This is a genomic window from Streptomyces sp. NPDC006265, from assembly GCF_040613555.1.
In the GTDB taxonomy this organism is placed as follows: Bacteria; Actinomycetota; Actinomycetes; order Streptomycetales; family Streptomycetaceae; genus Streptomyces.
In genome coordinates, this window is record NZ_JBEXSH010000909.1 from 1 (window position 1) to 3,555 (window position 3,555).

Below are 3,555 nucleotides of genomic sequence, written 5' to 3' on the forward strand. Positions count from 1 at the left end.
AGCCTCTACCAAGTCGTCCGCGAGCTTCAGACACTCCTCGCAACCTGGACCGGCGCCTGCCCCACCTGCAACCGCGACATACCCACCCGCGCACCAACCTGACCAAGCCCTACTAGAGGCGGAAGCCGCCCCGGGAGCGGGCAGAGGGGACGACGAGACCGGTCTCCTCGTAGTGCCGGATCGTGCGCAGCGACAGCTCGGTCCGGGCGGCGACCTCGCCGATCTGACACGGAAGCCGACGTCGCGCGGCTGATGGTCATCCGCCGCATGAAGCCGCTCGACTTCACCCTCGATGAGATGCGCGCCCTCCTGGAGGCCACCGACCGCCTCGACTCGGGCGAGGACCTGCCGCCCGACGACCGCGAGGACCTGCTGAACCGGGTGCGCGATTTCGAGCGGGCCGCGCAGCAGCGGGTCGAGGAGCTGCGCACCCGGTTGTCCCGGGCGGAGGAGTTCGCGGCCACCCTCGCGCAGCGCCTCGCCGGCTCTCCCTGTCTCTGACGCCTCGAGGCGCCGCCCCGCCGGCCCGGACGGGCTCAGTGGCCGACGCGGAAGGTCGCGTCCTGCCGCTCGGTCGTCGTGGTGACCGGCTCGATGCGCAGGGCGTAGTCGACGTGGCGGATGTAGCGGGTCGGGTTGTTGTACGACCGGAAGGAGGACCAGCTCGCGTCCGCCAGGCCCGCCGTGCGGTGGAAGGTCGCGTCCGCGGCGAAGGTCGAGGTGCCGTCGTTGGCGTCGAGGCGTAGCTCGTAGTCGTAGTGCCGCAGTTAGCTCGTCGGGTAGTTGAGGGATCGGAAGGAGACTCCGGAGCTGTCGGCGAGCCCCGGGACCAGGGTCCACAGGGAGTCCTTGTACGGTTCGATCGGGTACTCGTCGATACGGCCGAGGTAGTTGGAGTGGCGGACGTAACGGGACGGGTAGTTGTAGGACTTGAGCCTGTTCCAGGCCGGCGCGCCCCACTGTGCGAGCAGGTTGTCGTACTCGGCCGTGGTGATCGCCGCGACGCCGCAGTGCTTGGAGTTGACCGGCTGGGTGTAGGTCCTCTGGTCGAGGGCCGTCCAGGTGCCGGAGGCGAGGCCGGCGGACTGCCAGGCGTAGAAGACGCCGTTGGGGGTGTACGAGAGGGCGGGCTTCTCAAGCCCCCGGCCATGGCACCGCTGCCGTGCGGTGCCTCGCCCGCCGTCTACGTCGTGGCGTCCCTGACGTACCCGGCCAACCCCCCGGCCGTCGGCAACCCTTACCCCATCGGCGCGCGGACACCCTGGACTTCCGGACGATGCCGCGGCAGGTCACCCGTCCGCGCGACCCCTGCCCGGCACGGGTGTCACGCGCCGGGCCGGCTCTGAATCCGCATGCCGGGGCGGCGGCGGTGAACCGTCACATACGACAGGCCGCTCACGCCCGCCCTCAGACTGCGGACGCTGCCGTGCGGCAGCCAGACCAGGCTGCCGGACTCCACCGGGCACGGACCGGCGGCCGAGCCGACCACGCCGTCGCCGGCGACGACGAGCAGAAGGACGTCGAGGTCGGGTTCGGCGTGGGCGTCGACGGCCCCCTGGGGCGGGATGCGGACGAGGTTGGCGTCCAGTTGCCGGCCGGGCTCGGCCAGTCGCCACAGGGCGCCGGACGATTCCTGCCCGCCCGCGACGAGTGACCCGGTGTTGCCCAGGATCCGGGGAAGGGGAGCGTCGGCCTCGCCGGGGATCTGCTCCGGGTCAGTCATGGATCGCGCCACCATCCGATAGGGCCTGCCCTGGGCCTGTTCACCTGTACGGCAGGCGATCCGCACCGCTCACGGGCGGACGCCCAGAGGAATCTAACATCGGCCCTCGTCCCGCCCGTGGCCGATACCGCTCACTCCTCCTCGGAGGTGGTGGGACGCGTCCGGCCGGGTTCCGGCGCCTCGCCCTCCAGTGCGCGGGCGTGCAGCACGTCGCCGATGAACAGGTCGTACACCAGCACGCCGATCACACCGCCGACGAGCGGCCCGACGATCGGGATCCACCAGTAGCCGCTGAAGGCCCCGGCCAGGCTGCCCGGAAACGCCAGTCCGTCCCATCCCGCCATCCAGGTGAACAGGCGCGGCCCGAAGTCGCGGGCCGGATTGATGGCGTATCCCGCGTTCGCGCCGTAGGACATGCCGATGGCGGCCACGACGAAGCCGATCACCAGCGGGCCGAGGTTCGCCTTCACGGCCGTGTTGCGCAGGTCGATGATCGCCACCACCAGCATGACCAGGAAGGCGGTGCCGACGATCTGGTCGATCAGCGGGCCCCAGATGCCGCCGTTGAAGTACGGCGCCGGGAAGGTGGCGAAGATCGAGAACGAGGCGAGGGTCTTCCCGTTGGTCTTCGGCCCCTTGAAAGCGTCGTCGAAAGCGTTGATGGCGTCGTGGTATACGGCGTAGACCAGGGCGGCCCCGGCCAGGGCGCCGAGCACCTGGGAGGCCCAGTAGGGCACGACCTTGACCCAGGGGAACTTACGGCGGACGGCGAAGGCCAGCGTGACCGCCGGGTTGATGTGCGCTCCGCTGACACCACCGGCCACGTAGATGCCGAACATCACGGCCATGGCCCAGCCCCAGGTGATCAGGAGCCAGTCCCCGGCGCCGAGGAAGAAGATGGTGGGTCCCTCGGTGCGGCCCGAGCCGGGCAGCGCCGCCACCGCCATCGCCACTACGCCGCATCCGAAGGCGATGAGGACGAACGTCCCGAGGAACTCCGCCAGGCACTCGCCCGGCAGACCTGCGCGACGTCTGAGCCTGGAGGGTTTCACCAGAGGCTTGATCTCCACTGCCATGTGATTTCTCCCTGGGTTCGCTGCGATTCCGTCTGACGAACGGTAATCACGTGGTAACCCGGCGCGACGGGTCCGGCAACCGCAGAAGACCTCGGACGGCTCGTCCGCCGTGCCGCCGGACGATCGGGTGGCGATACCGATGCCCGGCCTTGGGCGAGCGTGTGGCAGGGCAGGCGGCCGTGCGCGCGCGTGTGGCTGGGCGCGCGATCCGTCGAAGACCCCAGCGCCCCTGCGAAGTCTCGTCGTCAGCGCCCCTGCGGCGTCTCGTCGGCGGACCCGCTGTCGCCGGGGCCCAGCCGGACGCAGCATTCCCCGGGCTCGGGCGCCAGCACCGCCCGGACGCCATTGACCTCGAGGCCGTCGAGGTAACCGCTGAGGAACGCCTGGTTCATGCCGCACACCAGGTCCGGAGCCTTCGCGGCCAGCGGATGGAAGGGACAGTTGCGCAGCCGGAGCCGGGTCGGGGTCTCCCGGACGGGCTCGTAGCCGTACTGGTCCAGCAGGCGTTCGCATGCGGTGAGCCCGCGCTCGGGGCCCAGCCGGCCCGGCCGGGTCTCGTTCCGTGCGGCCTCGCCCGCCTGCCGGCCGCGCCGCTGCGCGGCGCGCAGCGCCGCCTCTGTGGCGTTCTCGTCGGCCCGCGCGGTCAGGACGGCGTCCTGGAGCAGGTCCCGCCGTGGTCGAGGTGGAGGAGCCCCCGGCCCCCGCGGCCTCGGCCGGTTCCGCCTACGCGGACGTCCTCATGCCGCGATCCGTGGG

3 protein-coding genes and 3 pseudogenes are annotated in these 3,555 nt (G+C 71.2%); 1 reads left to right on the forward strand and 5 read right to left on the reverse strand.

Going from position 1 to position 3,555, the window contains the following annotated elements; translation table 11 throughout:
• Positions 1-115: 115 nt before the first annotated feature.
• Positions 116-223: pseudogene (locus ABZ281_RS42560) on the reverse strand (MerR family DNA-binding transcriptional regulator); the annotation flags it as partial.
• On the opposite strand from ABZ281_RS42560, the pseudogene ABZ281_RS42565 reads away from it, so the two are divergent.
• A pseudogene (locus ABZ281_RS42565) lies at positions 193-501 on the forward strand (MerR family DNA-binding protein); the annotation flags it as partial. The pseudogenes ABZ281_RS42560 and ABZ281_RS42565 sit on opposite strands and share 31 nt — an antisense overlap.
• Positions 502-536: 35 nt before the next feature.
• Here the strand turns inward: ABZ281_RS42565 and ABZ281_RS42570 are convergent.
• From ABZ281_RS42570 to ABZ281_RS42585, 4 genes and pseudogenes are all read right to left on the reverse strand, one after another.
• Positions 537-1,121 (reverse strand): annotated as a pseudogene (locus ABZ281_RS42570) (AbfB domain-containing protein); the annotation flags it as partial.
• Positions 1,122-1,324: 203 nt separating this feature from the next.
• Positions 1,325-1,723, reverse strand: coding sequence for a hypothetical protein (locus ABZ281_RS42575; RefSeq protein WP_356663405.1), 399 nt, complete (start codon positions 1,721-1,723; stop codon positions 1,325-1,327).
• A gap of 131 nt (positions 1,724-1,854) precedes the next feature.
• The gene (locus ABZ281_RS42580; protein WP_356663407.1) at positions 1,855-2,799 is read right to left on the reverse strand and encodes an MIP/aquaporin family protein; all 945 of its coding nucleotides are present in this window, start codon (positions 2,797-2,799) and stop codon (positions 1,855-1,857) included.
• Between the two features lie 245 nt (positions 2,800-3,044).
• A complete protein-coding gene (locus ABZ281_RS42585) occupies positions 3,045-3,191 on the reverse strand; it encodes a hypothetical protein (protein WP_356663409.1) in 147 nt (48 codons plus the stop codon).
• Between the last annotated feature and the right edge of the window lie 364 nt (positions 3,192-3,555).

Coding starts and splice junctions, on each gene's coding strand:
- ABZ281_RS42580 (WP_356663407.1), bottom strand. CDS start 2,799: ATGGCAGTGGAGATCAAGCCTCTGGTGAAACCCTCCAGGCTCAGACGT.
- ABZ281_RS42585 (WP_356663409.1), bottom strand. CDS start 3,191: ATGAACCAGGCGTTCCTCAGCGGTTACCTCGACGGCCTCGAGGTCAAT.
- ABZ281_RS42575 (WP_356663405.1), bottom strand. CDS start 1,723: ATGACTGACCCGGAGCAGATCCCCGGCGAGGCCGACGCTCCCCTTCCC.